Origin of the sequence: Streptomyces sp. NPDC051064, from assembly GCF_044455985.1 — a bacterium.
In the GTDB taxonomy this organism is placed as follows: Bacteria; Actinomycetota; Actinomycetes; order Streptomycetales; family Streptomycetaceae; genus Streptomyces.
This window is the reverse complement of the sequence record NZ_JBITFK010000005.1, coordinates 421002-434830: the sequence shown is the minus strand read 5'-3', so window position 1 is coordinate 434830 and position 13829 is coordinate 421002. Positions and strand designations below refer to the sequence as shown.

Below are 13829 nucleotides of genomic sequence, written 5' to 3'. Positions count from 1 at the left end.
CGACCCGATCCCGACTCACGGACAGGAACCCACCATGACCAGCACAGACTTCGCCCCCTCGGTGTCCGGGCCGATCTGGTCCGCGAAGATCTTCGACGGCTCCTGGCGCGCTGCGGGCGGCGGCACCATCGAGGTGACGGCCCCCGCCACCGGCGAGGTCGTCGCGACCGTGGGCGCGGCCACCGCCGAGGACGTCGACACATCGGTCGCTTCCGCGAGGATCGCGCAGCGTGCCTGGGCGAAGCTCGGCTACGCCGAGCGGGCCCAGGTCTTCATCAAGGCCTCCGCCCTGCTGGCCGCCGACCCCGACCGCATCGTGCGGTGGCTCGTCCCGGAATCGGGCTCCGGGCAGGGCAAGGCGCAGTTCGAGGTCGGACTCCTCGTCTCCGAACTCAACGAGGCCGCGGCGCTGACCTCCGAGCCCTACGGCGAGCTGCTGCGGAGCTCCAAGCCCCGCCTCTCCGCGGTGCGCAGGCTCCCGCTCGGTGTCGTGGGCGTCATCAGCCCGTTCAACTTCCCCGCCATCCTCGCCCTGCGCTCGGTGGCCCCGGCGCTGGCCGCGGGCAACGCGGTGGTCCTCAAGCCCGATCCCCGCACTCCGGTGTCCGGAGGCCTCGCGCTTGCCGAACTGCTGGCCGACGCCGGGCTGCCCGAAGGCCTGCTGCACGTCCTGCCGGGCGGCACCGAGGTCGGCGAGGCCCTGGTCGCGCACCCGGACGTGCCCTGCATCTCCTTCACCGGCTCCACCCCGGCCGGCCGCGCGATCGGCACGGCGGCGGCCCCTCTGCTCAAGAAGGTCCACCTGGAGCTGGGCGGCAACAACGCCCTCCTGGTCCTCCCGGACGCCGACCTGGACGCAGCGGTCTCGGCCGGTGCCTGGGGGTCCTTTCTGCACCAGGGGCAGATCTGCATGACCACCGGACGCCATCTGGTGCATGTCTCCCAAGCCGCCGAGTACGCCGCCAAGCTCGCCGAGAAGGCGAACGGAATCCCGGTCGGCGACCCGGTGGACCCGGCCAACGTGCTCGGCCCGGTCATCGACGAGCGGCAGCGCGACAGGATCCACTCGATCGTCACGCGCACCGTCGAGCAGGGCGCGGAGCTCGCGGCGGGCGGTACCTACGACGGCCTGTTCTACCGGCCCACCGTCCTGACGGGTGTGCCGGCGGACTCGCCGGCGTTCGCCGAGGAGGTGTTCGGCCCGGTCGCCCCCGTCGTCGCGTACGAGACCGTCGACGAGGCCGTCGACATCATCAACTCCTCCGAGTACGGGCTGTCCGTGTCGATCCTCACGGGCAACGCCTTCGCCGCGTGGGAACTCGCCGACCGGATCGAATCGGGCGCCGTACACATCAACGACCAGACGGTGGACGACGAGGCGGTTGCCCCCTTCGGCGGCACCAAGGCGTCCGGGACGGGCGGCCGCTTCGGAGGCAGGGCGAGCCTGGACACCTTCTCCGACGTGCAGTGGATCACCGCTCAGGCACAGATCGAGCGCTACCCGTTCTGACCGCCCGGCGCGCGGCCGTGAGCCAGGAACGCGGGGCGAGCGCCTTGCAGGAACGGCTTGTTCGGGACGGGCCCTTCGTGCCCGTCGTCGACCCGGCCGTGCTGCGATCATGTGCCTCGAGTCCCTGGTCCGGCTCGGCGTGCGTCCGAGCCGGCTACCTGCCGCCCCGGGCGAAGGGGCGCGTCGGCCGAGTCGCACCGTCCCACCGCCCGGCTTCCCCCTCCCGGAGTGCCCCTTGAGCAGCGACACCGGCCACACCCTCGACGTGCAGGCGATCCGTGCCTGCTTCCCGGCGCTGAAGGCGGGCACCGCCCGCTTCGACGCGCCGGGTGGCACCCAGACGCCTCAGCAGGTCATCGACGCGATCACCGAGGCCCTCACCCGCCCGCTGGCCAACCGCGGCGTGCTCACGGAGGGCGGACGCAACGCCGAGGCGATCGTGACCGGTGCGCGGCAGGCCCTGGCCGATCTGCTCGGCTCGGAGGCCGGGTCCGTGGTGTTCGGGCGCAGCGCCACCCAGCTCGTCTACGACCTGGCGCGCACCCTGGCCAAGGACTGGGGTCCGGGGGACGAGGTCGTGGTGTCCCGGCTGGACCACGACTCGAACATACGGCCCTGGGTGCAGGCCGCCGAGGCCGTCGGGGCGACGGTCCGGTGGGCCGACTTCGACCCCGCGACGGGTGAGCTCGGCGCAGAGCACATCGAGGCCGTGCTGTCCGTCCGCACCCGGCTCGTCGCCGTCACGGCCGCCTCCAACCTCATCGGCACCTGCCCCGGCATCCCGGCCCTCGCCGCGCTGGTGCACGGGGCCGGCGCGCTCTTCCATGTCGACGCGGTGCACTACGCCTCGCACGCCGCGGTCGACCTGGCCGCGCTCGGCGCGGACACCCTGGTCTGCTCGCCGTACAAATTCCTCGGACCGCACCTCGGCGTGCTCACCGGGCGGCGGGAACTGCTCCACAGCCTGCGGCCGGACAAGCTTGCGCCCTCCAGCGACGCCGTCCCCGAGCGTTTCGAACTGGGCACGCTGCCCTACGAACTGCTGGCGGGCGCGACGGCGGCCGTGGACTTCCTCGCCGCGCTGGTCCCCGGAACCGGCAGCCGACGGGAGGACCTGGTCCGCGCGTTCACCGCGCTCGCCTCGCACGAGGACCGGCTGCACGGTCGCGTGGAGGAGGGCCTGGCGACGCTGGACGGCGTCACGGTGCACTCCCGCGCGGCACGGCGCACCCCGACCACGCTGTTCACGGTGGCGGGCAGGAAGCCGGAGGAGGTCTCCCGGCACCTGGCCGAGCGAGGGGTCGACGCACCGGCGGGATCCTTCTACGCGTTGGAGGCGTCCCGCCGGCTCGGACTGGGCGAGGAGGGCGGCGTACGGGTCGGTCTCGCGCCCTACTCGTGCGACGAGGACGTCGACCGGCTCCTGAACGCGCTCGACGTGCCCCGCCGCTGACACGGCGGCAGGCACCGCGTGAGGGGCGCTCCCGGACGACCGCCGGTCAGCGCCAGTCGGGGGCGCCGGACGCGGGGGACAGGACACTCTCGATCTTCGTCCGGATCTCCCGCATGACCGCCACGACCCGAGTCGTGTGCTCCTCGCTGAGCCGTGCCACCGGCACCGAGCAGCTGATGGCGTCGATGGCAGGAGAGTCGTACCGGAGGGCGAAGCCGAAGCCCGCGATGCCTGTCACCGTCTCCTCGCGGTCGATGGAGTAGCCGCGCTCGCGCACACCGGCGAGGTCGGCGACCAGCGTGGAGCGCTCGGTGTGGGTGTTCTCCGTACGGGCCGTCAGGGGACCTTCGGGGAGCGGTAGCCGGTGGTCGGGGCGCTCGGCGAGCAGGGCCTTGCCGAGCGCTCCGGCATGGGCCGGGATCCGGCGGCCGACCCGGCTGATGGTGCGCGGGTACTCGTGGGACTCGCGCGTCGCGAGATAGACGACGTTGGGGCCGTCGAGCCGGGCCAGATGGATCGTCTCCCCGAGCGCGTCCGAGGCCTCGTCCAGATAGGGGCGGGCCGCGCGCACATGCGGGTCGCTGTCCAGGTAGCTCGTCCCCGTGTGCAGGGCGCGGATGCCGATGCCGTAGAGCGAGCCGGTGGTGTCGGTGCGCACCCAGCCGCAGTCGATGAGGGTCCGCAGCAGTTGGTACATGCTGCTGCGCGGTACGCGGAGTTCCTCGGCGAGTTCGTCCAGGCGGGCCGGCCGGTCGCCCCGGGCGGCGAGGAGTTCGAGCAGCGCGACGGTGCGGGACGCCGACTTCACCCCACGTACCCCGTTGTTCTCCGGCATGTTCACATCCTAAATCCGCGTGGTCGCACCCATTGACCGCGTCGCGTTCACACGCCTAACCTCCGTTCTCATACGTGTACGCCATCTGCATACAGGGATGAGAACGCGGTCGCCGAGGCGTGCCCCACGCTGACGGCGCCGCGGAGGAGCCTCCGCAGGCCGGGGTTCCACAGCCCGACAGTCCGACAGTTCAAAGGGGAACTGACATGCCGCTCCTCGTGGTCGGGATCAGCGTTCTGGTGCTGCTGCTCCTGATGACCCGCATGAAGCTCAACGGCTTCGCCGCACTCCTGCTCGTGGCGGTCGGCGTGGCGCTGGTCCAGGGAATCCCGGCGGTCGAGATCCCGGACGTCCTCTCGGCCGGCATCGGGGACCAGATCGGCGACACCATGCTCACGATCGGCCTGGGCGCCATGGTCGGCCGGGTCATGGGCGACTCCGGAGCCGCCCAGCGGATCGCGGGCAAGCTGCTCGACGCCTTCGGGCCGCGCGGTGTCCAGGTGGCCATGGTGGTCACGTCCATGCTCATCGGCGTGACCATGTTCTACGAGGTCGCCTTCATCATCATCGTGCCCATCGCGTTCACGCTCGTCAGGGTCACCGGGGTGAACCTGCTCTGGGTGGGCCTGCCGATGTCGATCGCCCTGTCCACGATGCACAGCTTCCTGCCGCCCCACCCCGGCCCCACCGCCGTCGCCGCGACCTTCCACGCCTCCGTGGGCCACACCCTCTTCTACGGCCTCTTCATCGCCGTACCGGCCGGTGCGCTCGTCGCGCTGCTGTGGCCGCGGCTGCCGTTCGTCAGGGCGATGAACCCCTCCATACCCAAAGGCCTGGTCAGTGAGCGCGAGTTCACCGACGAGGAGATGCCCGGCATGGGCTGGTCGCTCTTCGTGGCCCTCTTCCCGGTGGTGCTGATCGCCGGCGCGGCCGTCACCGACATGCTCACGTCCGGCGAGAGCGCCTTCCTGCACGGCGTCGCCTTCATCGGTTCGGCACCGGTCGCGCTGCTGCTGGCGCTCCTCCTGGCGGTCTGGGCGTTCGGACCGCGGATCGGCCGCAGCCTGGCCGACGTCAGCGCCTCCTGCGCCTCGGCGGCCCAGGCCATGGCGATGATCCTCCTGGTCATCGGCGCGGGCGGTGCCTTCAAGAACGTCCTCGTCGAAGGCGGGATATCCGACTACATCAAGGACATCACCGAGCACTGGGCCGTCTCACCGATCATCCTGGCCTGGCTGATCGCCGCCATCCTGCGCATCGCGCTCGGCTCGGCGACGGTCGCCGTGGTCACCGCCTCCGGCGTGGTGCTGCCGCTCCTCGCGGGCAGCGGCGTCCACCCCGAGATGATGGTGCTCGCGGTCTCGTGCGGATCGATCGCCTTCTCCCATGTCAACGACCCCGGATTCTGGCTGTTCAAGGAGTACTTCAACCTCTCGGTCATCCAGGCCATCAAGGTCCGTACCGGCTACACGACGGTGCTCGCGGTCCTGGGCCTCGGCGGCGTCCTGGCAGCCGAGTGGGCCCTCGACGTCATCGGCCTCTGAACGCCCCGCTCTCAGCCCCTCCCGTACCCAAGGAAACGGACAGCATGAACCAGCCGACCGTCACCCACTTCGCCGTCTACCCCGTCGCGGGCCGCGACTGCATGGAGCTGAACCTCTCCGGCGCCCACGGCCCCTTCTTCACCCGCAACATCGTCGTCCTCAAGGACTCCGAGGGCCGTACGGGGCTGGGGGAGGTGCCCGGGGGCGAGAAGATCACCCGAACCCTGCGGGATTCCGAGTCGCTCGTCGTCGGCGCGAAGGTGGGCGACCACAAGCGCGTCCTGCGTGAGATCGGGAGCCGGTTCGCGGACCGCGACGCGGGCGGACGAGGTGCGCAGACCTTCGACCTGCGAACCACGGTGCACGCAGTCACGGCCGTCGAGTCGGCGCTGCTCGACCTGCTGGGCCAGCACCTCGACGTACCGGTCGCGGCGCTGCTGGGAGACGGTCAGCAGCGCGACTCCGTACGGGTGCTGGGCTACCTCTTTTACGTCGGCGACCCGGACCGCACCGACCTGGAGTACGTCCGGGAACCCGGCTCCGAGGTCGACTGGTACCGCATCCGGCACGAGGAGGCCCTCACGCCCGAGGCGATCGTCCGCCAGGCCGAGGCCGCCTACGACCTGTACGGCTTCCGGGACTTCAAGCTCAAGGGCGGAGTCCTCGCCGGCGCGGAGGAGGTCCGGGCCGTACGCGCGCTCAAGGACCGCTTCCCCGAGGCGCGGATCACCCTGGACCCGAACGGTGCGTGGTCGCTGCGCGAGGCCGTCGAGCTGTGCACCCCGCTGGTGGGCACGCTCGCCTACGCCGAGGACCCCTGCGGGGCGGAGGACGGCTACTCGGGGCGAGAGGTTCTCGCCGAGTTCCGCCGCGCCACGGGCCTTCCGACCGCGACCAACATGATCGCCACCGACTGGCGGCAGCTGACCCACGCGCTGGCCCTCCAGTCGGTGTCCATCCCGCTGGCCGACCCGCACTTCTGGACCATGCAGGGCTCCGTGCGGGTGGCGCAGCTGTGCAACGCGATGGGCCTGACCTGGGGCTGCCACTCCAACAACCACTTCGACATCTCGCTCGCCATGATCACGCACTGCGGTGCCGCAGCCCCGGGCGAGTACAACGCCCTCGACACGCACTGGATCTGGCAGGAGGGGCTGGAGCGGCTCACCGTCGAACCGCCGCGCATCGTCGGTGGCGAGATCGCCGTCCCCGACGCTCCGGGCCTGGGGGTCGAACTCGACATGGACCGCCTCCTCGCGGCCCACGAGCTCTACCGGAAGGAGGCGCTGGGGGCGCGGGACGACGCCGAGGCCATGCAGTACCTCGTACCCGGCTGGACCTTCGACGCCAAGCGGCCCTGCCTGGTGCGGTAGGGCATCGCCCCGTCAGGACGCGCGTGCCGCCGTCGCCATGAGTTCCGCCGTCCACCTGCGCACGGCCTCGGTGAGTTCAGGTGTCACGAACGCCAGGAGGGTGTCGTCCACGGTTCCGTCGGGCCCGACGACCAGGCCGGTCCGTCCTTCCAGGGCAGGATCGGTGGCGGCGGCCAGGGGGCCCTTGGCGGCCGACGTGACCGGAGCCGAGACGCCCTTCAGGATCTGCTCCCAATGGGGACGCAGCGCCGGCGGCAGGATGTCGATGGTCATGAGCGCGGCGTTGTCGGTGGCGGCGGCCCCGGGGTCGGCCGCGAGCACGGAGATGCCTCTGGATTCCAGACGCCCCGCCAGCTCCAGGGAGTGCGCGAGGTGGGCCAGCTTGGCCCGCCCCGTGGCGGCCAGACCGTAGTGGGGGCCCGCTGGTTCGGCGTCGTCGAACACGGTCTCGGCCGCGGCGATGGCGCTCGACGTGACGTTCACGATGCGGCTCGGGGCCGCGGCGGCGAGCGCGTCGAGAAGCGCCTCGGTGAGGACGTAGGGCGAGAGGTGGTTCAGTGCGATGCTCGCCTCGATGCCCTCGGGGCTCTCCCACCGTTCGGTCCACATGCCGCCCACGTTGTTCACCAGGAGGTCCAGGGCGCCTTCGCCGGCGAGGCGCTCCCCGAGCCGCCGGGTCTCGGCGAGCGACGACAGTTCAGCGCGGACGAAACGCCCCGCGCCGCGCCCGGCGGCCTCGTCGACACGGGCCACCGCCGCCTCTCCCCGGGCCGGGTCGCGGGCGACGAGAGTGACGTCCCATCCTTGCCGTGCCAGCCCCACGGCCGTCTCCAGGCCTATGCCGCCGGTGCCGGCCGTCACCACTGCCTTCGGGGTGTGCTCAGTCATTTCCGTGCTCCCATTCGCCGCGTCGTCCGTGGGCGGGTGAGCCCCGTCCGTGCCTCCAGCAGACAGGCCGCGCGCTGATCATGGAAGTTCCGGTCCGGCATGGGCCGATGCCGGGGCGGCATGGCCACAGGTGGGAAGATGTGCGCATGGGTGATGTGGAGATCCGGCAGGTCCACTACTTCGTCGCTGTGGCGGAGGAGGGCAACTTCACCCGCGCCGCACAGAGGCTGTCGATGACGCAGCCCGCACTCTCCCGGGCGATCCTGGCTCTGGAGAGGACCGTGGGCACCACCCTGCTGCTGCGTACACCGAAGGGCGTCACACCCACCGCCGCCGGTCACGCGATGCTCGAAGAGGGCAGGTCGCTGCTGGCACAGGCGGGGAACGTCACCTCGCGGGTACGCCGGGCGGCCGAGCAGCGGAACTCGGTGACGGTGACCGGGCCCGGCTGTGACGCCGCTCTGCTGGACGGCATGATCCGGGCGTACAACGAGACCGGTCCGCGGCATCCGGCCCGGATGACCGTCGGCACGATCGACGACCAGCTCGACCGATTGCGGTCGGGGCAGGCGGACATCGCGCTTCTGCGCGCCGCGCTGCCCGGGCACGGACTGGACAGCGTGGTGCTCCGCCACGAAAGCGTCAGCGTGCTGTTGGGGACCGGGCACCGGCTGGCGGACCGGGAGACCCTGACGATCGCCGACCTCGCAGGCGAACCACTGCTCGGCTGGCTCGGCCCGGGCGCCCAGCTCAACGACCCGGGCCTCTGGCCGGACGGACTGCCGGGCACGCCGGGGCCCCAGGTGAGCGACGGTCTGCAGATGCTGGCGGTGGTCCGGCTCGGGCAGGCCGTCGCGCTCGCGGCCCCGCCGGCCGACGGCACCGGAGCGCCCGAGGGAACTGTCGGGATCCTCCTGGAGGACGGGCCGGCCGTGCCCCTGCGGCTGGTCTGGCCGCGGGAGCGTTCGACACCGGCCGTCCGACGCTTCGTCAGGCACAGCGTCGCAGCGGCCGGCTGAACCACCGGCGCTGGTCCTGAGAATTACCTGGCCGGACGCCGCGCCGCCGCCGAATCGGGCGACGCCGCGTTCCTCGACGCGGACGTCGCCCTGCACGCGGCCGTGGTCGCGGCGGCACACAACCCCGTACTCTCGGCGCTGTTCACCGAATTCGTCCCCACGCTGCGAAAGGGGCTGATCGACATGCTCGCCCTGCTCGAACTGCGCTCCGGGGACCCAAACCACGGCGACGAGGGCCACGCCTCGCTGGTGGACGCCGTCGCACGGGGGACGGCGACGCTGCAGGCCGTACGCTCCGCGAGGAGCTGAAGCAGACGCTCGCCCGGCTCACGTCGCTGTAACGGGACTCGCCGTCGGCCGAGAAGGAAGGGGACGGGGATGAGCAGGCCGAGAATCCGTGTCGCCGCGTATGTGATCCGTCGTCGCGAGGGCGCGGAGCTGCTGGTGTTCGACCACGTCGGCATGGCTGACGCCGGAACCCAGGTTCCCGCAGGGGGAGTCGAGCCGGGCGAGGAGCTGTCCCACGCCGTTCTGCGGGAGGTCGCCGAGGAGACCGGCCTGCTGACCGCCGGCGTGATCCGGCCGGCAGCCGTCGACGAGAGGCCGCACCCGCTGACGCGGCAGCCGCGCCGGACCACGTTCTTCCTGCTGCGGGCACCGGAGGACACGCCCGACGCCTGGGTCCACCGGGTGGGGGGTGACGGCGTGGACGCCGGCCTCACCTTCGCCTGCCGGTTCGAGGCCCTGCCTCTGTGGCGGCCTTTGGCCGACGGGCAGGACGCGTGGCTGGGGAACCTGGAGCTCTGAGGGGGACCGGGAAGCCGCACCGGCAGCCGCCGTACGTCAGTGGCCGTGGCCCCCGTCTTCGTGCTCGTCCGAAGGCGTCGCCGGACGGGGGGTGTCTGCCCCCGCCCCGGACGGGACGGTGAAGGCCGCCGTCCGGACGGTGCCGTCGTGCTTGAAGTCCAGGAAGAGCCGGCAGGTGGCGGAACTGGCGCCGTCGCGGTGAACGAGACCTCCGGCCCGGCTTCCGTGGAACCGTCGCCTGGCTCCCCGTTGGGGTGCACGTGGAGATAGGTGAGGTCACCGGCGCGCAGGGCGACGAGATGCCCGTACGCGCCGAGATAGGGCTGCAGACCGGTGACGGGCCGGCCGTCCTTCCGCACCTGAAGGTGAGGTGCTCCGGCACGTCGGGGCGCAGGGTGCCGTTCAGGGAGACCGTGTACCCGTCGACCTCGGCCGTCAGGGCGGGCTTCGTAACCGCCCTCGGAGATCTGGAGGCCCCCCGGCCGGTGGGCCGGTGCTATACCCGTGGAGGGTATCTGTAACGGCATCGCGGAGACTTGCCACACATACGGGTGGGGGGTACACCTGGCCGAGGGGAAGAATACCCATGAAGGGTATACTGGGTTCCGTTCGGACGAGGAGCAGTAAATGACTTCAGCCATTCCCGGCGCCGACCGGGTCGAGCTCGCCATCGGCGGCATGACCTGCGCCTCGTGCGCGGCGCGGATCGAGAAGAAGCTCAACCGCATGGAGGGGGTCGAGGCCACGGTCAACTACGCCACGGAGAAGGCCAGAGTCGCCTTCGCCGGGGACATCTCGGTCGATGACCTGATCGCCACGGTCGAGGCCACCGGCTACTCCGCCCAGCGCCCGGCCCCGCCCCTCCCCGAGCCGGGCGACTCCGGCGAGCCCGCCCCCGGCCGGGGCGAGGACGAGCGCGCCGACGGGGAGCTGAGGTCCCTGCGCCAGCGGCTCGTCACCGCGGTACTGCTCGCCGCGCCGGTCGTCGCGATGGCCATGATCCCGGCCCTCCAGTTCGAGTACTGGCAGTGGCTCTCCCTCACACTGGCCGCCCCGGTCGTCACCTACGCGGCCTGGCCCTTCCACCGCGCGGCCTGGACCAACGTCCGTCACGGTGCGGCAACCATGGACACCCTGATCTCGGTCGGCACGTCGGCGGCGTTCCTCTGGTCGCTGTGGGCGCTCTTCTTCGGAACCGCCGGGATGCCGGGCATGACGCATCCATTCGAATTCACGATCAGCCGCGGCGACGGAGCGGGGAACATCTACCTGGAGGCCGCCGCCGGTGTCACGGCCTTCATCCTGGCCGGCCGGTATTTCGAGGCCCGCTCCAAGCGCAAGGCGGGCGCCGCCCTCAAGGCGCTCATGGAGCTGGGCGCCAAGGAAGTCACCGTGCTGCGCGAGGGCCGTGAGATCACCCTGCCCACGGCCGGTCTGCACGTGGGGGACCGCTTCCTGGTCCGCCCCGGCGAGAAGATCGCCACGGACGGGACCGTCGTCGAGGGCTCCTCGGCGGTCGACGTCTCGATGCTCACCGGCGAGTCGGTGCCCGTCGAGGTCTCCACCGGTGACTCCGTCACCGGGGCGACCCTCAACGCCGGCGGCCGCCTGGTCGTCGAGGCCACCAGGGTCGGCGCCGACACCCAGCTGGCCCGGATGGCCACGCTCGTGGAAGAGGCCCAGAGCGGCAAGGCCTCCGCGCAGCGCCTTGCCGACAGGATCTCCGCGGTCTTCGTGCCGGTCGTCATCGGACTGGCGCTCGCCACGCTCGGCTTCTGGCTCGGCTCGGGCGCCGGACTCACCGCGGCCTTCACGGCTGCCGTCTCCGTACTGATCATCGCCTGCCCCTGCGCACTGGGCCTGGCCACGCCCACCGCCCTGCTCGTCGGCACCGGCCGCGGGGCCCAGCTCGGCATCCTGATCAAGGGCCCGGAGGTCCTGGAGAACACCCGCAGGGCCGACACGATCCTCCTCGACAAGACGGGCACCGTCACCACGGGCCGCATGACGCTGCTGAAGGTCCACGCGGCCGCCTCCACGGACGAGGCCGAAGTGCTGCGCCTCGGGGGCGCGCTGGAGCACTCCTCCGAACACCCGATCGCCCGGGCCGTCGCCGAGGGCGCCGCCGGGACCGTGGGCACGCTGCCCACGCCCGAGGACTTCACCAACGTCCCCGGCCTCGGTGTGCAGGGCGTCGTCGAGGGCCACGCGGTCTTCGTCGGCAGGGAGAAGCTGCTGGCCGACTGGGCGATCGAGCTTCCCGAAGAGCTCAGGAAGGCCAAGGACCTGGCCGAGCAGGACGGGCGGACCGTGATCGCGGTGGCCTGGGACGGCGAGGCGCGTGCGGTCCTGGAGGTCGCTGACGCCGTCAAGGAGACCAGCGCCGAAGCGGTCCGGCGGCTGCGTGACCTCGGGCTGACCCCCGTCCTGCTGACCGGCGACAACAAGGCGGTCGCCGCATCCGTCGCTGCCGAGGTCGGCATCGACGAGGTCATCGCCGAGGTGATGCCGCAGGACAAGGTCGAGGTCGTCAGGAGGCTCCAGGCGGAAGGACGCAGCGTCGCCATGGTCGGCGACGGGGTCAACGACGCGGCCGCGCTCGCCCAGGCGGACCTGGGTCTGTCCATGGGGACGGGCACGGACGCCGCCATCGAGGCCGGTGACCTGACTCTCGTACGCGGGGACCTGCGGGTGGCCGCCGACGCGATCCGGCTCTCCCGCAGGACGCTGGGCACGATCCGCTCGAACCTGTTCTGGGCCTTCGCCTACAACGTGGCGGCCCTCCCGCTCGCCGCCGCCGGCCTGCTCAACCCCATGATCGCCGGTGCGGCCATGGCGTTCTCGTCGGTCTTCGTCGTCGGCAACAGCCTCCGGCTGCGCGGCTTCCGCGCCGCCGGCTGAAAGGGCGTCCGCGCCTCGCGGCCCCGCGTCCCTCGACGGGGACGCGGGAATCGGTGAACGGGTAGGTTCGGGGGCGTGGCCACTCTGCTGATCGTGCATCACACCCCCTCGCCCAACTGCCAGGCGCTGTTCGAGGCGGTGCTCTCCGGCGCGACGACGGAGGACATCGAAGGCGTCCGGGTCGTGCGACGGGCGGCGCTCTCCGCCACGGCCTCCGATGTGCTCGCGGCCGACGGCTACCTCCTCGGCACCCCGGCGAACCTCGGGTACATGTCCGGCGCCCTGAAACACTTCTTCGACCAGGTCTACTACCCGTGCCTGGACGGGACGAAGGGCCGGCCCTTCGGTTACTACGTGCACGGCGGCAACGACGTCACCGGCGCCGTACGGTCCATCGAGACGATCACCACGGGCCTCGGATGGCGGCGTACGGCCGATGCCGTGACCGTCACCGGTGAGCCGGGCAAGGCCGACACGGAGGCGTGCTGGGAACTGGGGGCTACCCTCGCCGCCGGACTGATGGGCTGACAGACTCCCGGCTACGGTCGCCCTCCCACCGCCCGGGTCGGCACCTCCTGGGTGATGCCGCTGCTCCCGGGCGGCAGATGCCGCGTCAGGTGCGGTCGATGTGCACGCTGGTCGACTTCACGCGGGCCGTGGCCTGCATGCCGACCTCGAGTCCCAGTTCCTCCACGGCTTCCCGGGTCAGCAGCGAGACGAGGCGGTGCGGGCCGGCCTGGATCTCCACCTGTGCCGCTACGTCGCCCAGCTTCACCGCGGTGACGATGCCGGGGAAGGCGTTGCGCGCCGAGGTGTAGGGGACCTCCTCCTCGCCGGGGGAGGCCTGACCGACCTCGATCGAGAACGCGGCCAGATCGCGGCCGTCGATGAGGCGGCGCCCGCCCTCGTCGCGATGGGTCGCTACCCGACCGGCGTCCGCCCAGCGGCGGGCGGTGTCCGGGCTCACGCCGAGAAGACGTGCCGCCTGCCCGATGGTGTAGGTCTGCATGTGATGCACGATATGGCTCAAAGGCTTGCATTTGCAAGGCATCTGTGGAATATACCCAGCATCTGCGCGTCTCTCGCGGGCCGGTCCCGCGACGTGCGAGCCTCCGCCGGGCGCCTGATCCGCCGACCGCACCCCCACCGCCCCCTGCCGCCCCGCTCAGCGCGGCTTCCAGGTGAGCTTGCCGCCGCCCACCCAGCGGATGACGGCCGGGTCGTCGAGGTCGTGGACCGGAATGCCGGCCGCCGCGGCGGCGATCAGCACATCCGTCATCGCCGTCGCGCTCCCGATCACCTCTCCGTCGATCTCCACGATCCGGAAGGGGGGATCCCCGGGCTGGACGGGCAGGACAGTGATCCGGGGCGCCGAGGCGAGAGGGCTTTCAGTCATAGGCGGATCGGTTCCACGTGGGCGCCCTCGGTATGCGCCTGGGTCTCAGCTGTGAGTCATATGCCCGATTTAAGGCGGTTTTTTGGAATTAATCCTGTAATCC

The 13829-nt window shown here is 71.5% G+C and carries 13 protein-coding genes and 1 pseudogene; 9 read left to right on the top strand and 5 right to left on the bottom strand.

The window, feature by feature from the left end; genetic code table 11:
• Nucleotides 1–34 precede the first annotated feature (34 nt).
• On the top strand, nucleotides 35–1510 hold the full coding sequence (locus ACIBCU_RS20175; RefSeq protein ID WP_399232816.1) for an aldehyde dehydrogenase family protein: 1476 nt from the start codon (nucleotides 35–37) through the stop codon (nucleotides 1508–1510).
• Between the two features lie 235 nt (nucleotides 1511–1745).
• Nucleotides 1746–2963 carry a cysteine desulfurase-like protein gene (locus ACIBCU_RS20170; protein WP_399232814.1) on the top strand — a complete coding sequence of 406 codons (1218 nt, stop codon included), beginning with the start codon at nucleotides 1746–1748 and terminating at the stop codon, nucleotides 2961–2963.
• 46 nt (nucleotides 2964–3009) lie between these two features.
• On the opposite strand, the gene ACIBCU_RS20165 is transcribed toward ACIBCU_RS20170, so the two are convergent.
• On the bottom strand, nucleotides 3010–3798 hold the full coding sequence (locus tag ACIBCU_RS20165; protein WP_399232811.1) for an IclR family transcriptional regulator: 789 nt from the start codon (nucleotides 3796–3798) through the stop codon (nucleotides 3010–3012).
• Nucleotides 3799–4004: 206 nt separating this feature from the next.
• Between ACIBCU_RS20165 and ACIBCU_RS20160 the strand changes: the two genes are divergently transcribed.
• Together ACIBCU_RS20160 and ACIBCU_RS20155 are read left to right on the top strand one after the other, a co-directional pair.
• Nucleotides 4005–5342: a gluconate:H+ symporter gene (locus tag ACIBCU_RS20160; protein WP_362931152.1), complete on the top strand. Its 1338-nt coding sequence runs from the start codon at nucleotides 4005–4007 to the stop codon at nucleotides 5340–5342.
• Nucleotides 5343–5386: 44 nt separating this feature from the next.
• Nucleotides 5387–6715, top strand: a complete 1329-nt coding sequence (locus ACIBCU_RS20155) for an enolase C-terminal domain-like protein (protein ID WP_362931154.1) — start codon at nucleotides 5387–5389, stop codon at nucleotides 6713–6715.
• Nucleotides 6716–6727: 12 nt separating this feature from the next.
• Here ACIBCU_RS20155 and ACIBCU_RS20150 read toward each other — a convergent pair whose 3' ends face one another.
• The gene (locus tag ACIBCU_RS20150; RefSeq protein ID WP_362931156.1) at nucleotides 6728–7603 is read right to left on the bottom strand and encodes an SDR family NAD(P)-dependent oxidoreductase; all 876 of its coding nucleotides are present in this window, start codon (nucleotides 7601–7603) and stop codon (nucleotides 6728–6730) included.
• 146 nt (nucleotides 7604–7749) lie between these two features.
• Here ACIBCU_RS20150 and ACIBCU_RS20145 point away from each other — a divergent pair, with 146 nt between their 5' ends.
• The 3 genes from ACIBCU_RS20145 to ACIBCU_RS20135 all read left to right on the top strand — a co-directional run bounded on the left by ACIBCU_RS20145 (nucleotide 7750) and on the right by ACIBCU_RS20135 (nucleotide 9429).
• Nucleotides 7750–8622: a LysR family transcriptional regulator gene (locus ACIBCU_RS20145; protein WP_362931158.1), complete on the top strand. Its 873-nt coding sequence runs from the start codon at nucleotides 7750–7752 to the stop codon at nucleotides 8620–8622.
• A gap of 27 nt (nucleotides 8623–8649) precedes the next feature.
• Nucleotides 8650–8931, top strand: a complete 282-nt coding sequence (locus tag ACIBCU_RS20140) for an FCD domain-containing protein (RefSeq protein WP_399233062.1) — start codon at nucleotides 8650–8652, stop codon at nucleotides 8929–8931.
• Between the two features lie 69 nt (nucleotides 8932–9000).
• Nucleotides 9001–9429 carry an NUDIX domain-containing protein gene (locus ACIBCU_RS20135; RefSeq protein ID WP_399232808.1) on the top strand — a complete coding sequence of 143 codons (429 nt, stop codon included), beginning with the start codon at nucleotides 9001–9003 and terminating at the stop codon, nucleotides 9427–9429.
• A 36-nt stretch (nucleotides 9430–9465) separates the two neighbouring features.
• On the opposite strand, the pseudogene ACIBCU_RS20130 reads toward ACIBCU_RS20135, so the two are convergent.
• Nucleotides 9466–9892: pseudogene (locus ACIBCU_RS20130) on the bottom strand (hypothetical protein); the annotation flags it as partial.
• 164 nt (nucleotides 9893–10056) lie between these two features.
• On the opposite strand from ACIBCU_RS20130, the gene ACIBCU_RS20125 reads away from it, so the two are divergent.
• Together ACIBCU_RS20125 and ACIBCU_RS20120 are read left to right on the top strand one after the other, a co-directional pair.
• Entirely contained in the window at nucleotides 10057–12330 is a 2274-nt protein-coding gene (locus ACIBCU_RS20125; RefSeq protein ID WP_362931160.1) for a heavy metal translocating P-type ATPase, read from the top strand.
• 75 nt (nucleotides 12331–12405) lie between these two features.
• Nucleotides 12406–12858, top strand: a complete 453-nt coding sequence (locus ACIBCU_RS20120; protein ID WP_362931162.1) for an NAD(P)H-dependent oxidoreductase — start codon at nucleotides 12406–12408, stop codon at nucleotides 12856–12858.
• Nucleotides 12859–12943: 85 nt separating this feature from the next.
• On the opposite strand, the gene ACIBCU_RS20115 is transcribed toward ACIBCU_RS20120, so the two are convergent.
• Nucleotides 12944–13339, bottom strand: coding sequence for a helix-turn-helix transcriptional regulator (locus ACIBCU_RS20115; protein ID WP_362931164.1), 396 nt, complete (start codon nucleotides 13337–13339; stop codon nucleotides 12944–12946).
• 156 nt (nucleotides 13340–13495) lie between these two features.
• Nucleotides 13496–13726, bottom strand: a complete 231-nt coding sequence (locus tag ACIBCU_RS20110; protein ID WP_362931166.1) for a hypothetical protein — start codon at nucleotides 13724–13726, stop codon at nucleotides 13496–13498.
• Nucleotides 13727–13829 lie beyond the last annotated feature (103 nt).